Annotated in this window: 2 protein-coding genes; both read right to left on the reverse strand. The window is 45.7% G+C overall.

Annotated features, from left to right (window positions below):
- A partial coding sequence (locus G4407_RS16095) for an amidoligase family protein (protein WP_173689684.1) occupies positions 1 to 845 on the reverse strand: 845 nt, incomplete at its 3' end.
- Positions 846 to 853: 8 nt separating this feature from the next.
- Positions 854 to 1,222, reverse strand: a 369-nt coding sequence (locus G4407_RS16100; RefSeq protein ID WP_173689685.1) for a DNA cytosine methyltransferase, incomplete at its 5' end; no start/stop codon positions are given.

A 1,222-nucleotide genomic window follows, 5' to 3' on the forward strand; every position in this document is an offset into this window, starting at 1 on the left:
TTATATTCTTCTCCGATTAATCCGAGCCGCAACAAAAACGTTCGGAATGTAAACGCCGGGTTTTCTGAGATCGGTGTCTTTTTCATCTGGGTGGATCTCTGATTGATCGCCTGTGCAGAAATCGCAAGTGCCAGTGTAATGTTCGCCCTCACTTTTCCTGCATGAAGGGTACTTTCAAAACAGCGCCACTCCAATGTTCCTTTGGAAAATACAGCATGGAGGTTTAACGCATAATACCGGGTACTGTCATAATGATTATGACTTCCATCCCTGCCTCCATACCAGACATTTCTTACCCGGTCCATCGTAATGGATTTGTTTGGCATTTTTCGGATTTTTTCCAATACCTCCGGACGCACCTTCTGACAATAGCTGTACTCTCTTCTTTCCTGCACTTTCAGTGCTTTGAACAGGATATCTTCCTTTGCGTACATAATGGTCAGCGCATTTTTCAGACTCTGCGGTGTATGGTTCGCCGCATCTACATGAACATGCTGACCACAGGACTCATTGACAAAACCTCCATGTCTCCGCAGACAGCGTACAACTTCCTGTAATTTCCCCATCTCATCATAGGATAATTTCGGTGATACCATCTCTGTTGAATATTCTCTATCTGCTGATACGATTCGACCACCTGATTTTCTTTGTGTATCAATGCTTCCGTCAGACATGAACTTCCACTTTTTTCCTTCCCGATCTCTCGCTGACCATATTCCGTAATACGCACCTTCATGAACGGCTTCTGTCCCGAACAGTTCTGCTACAACTTCTGCAGCCCGTTGTCTGGTGATTCCTGTCATCTCGATTTCCGTACCAAAGTACTGATCCTGAATTCCAATCATCACCGACACTATCCTTTCTCAGACAGTTCCAGTTCTTTTCGCTCTGCATCTGCCTTTCGCAGTAATGCTCCGATTGCTTCGATCACCGTAACAGTTACCCCGTTCCCAGCCTGTTTATATAGCTGTGCATCCGATGTGCAGTCTATGATCTTATCAATCTGCCAGTCATAATATCCCTGCAGACGCAGACACTCTCTTGGAACCAGTCTGCGTATTCTTCCGTGATACAAGATGCCATGACGATCGGTTGCAGTAATCGTGAACATTGGTTCTTCCGGTTCCTTCATGCGTCTGCCGTTCTGCCGGACATTTTCTTTTGCTGGTGTTAAGACTGCTCTTGCTCCATCCTCTGCTAATACACCGGAACATTCTCCTTT

Source organism: Allocoprococcus comes (assembly GCF_013300725.1).
Classification (GTDB): domain Bacteria; phylum Bacillota; class Clostridia; order Lachnospirales; family Lachnospiraceae; genus Allocoprococcus; species Allocoprococcus comes_A.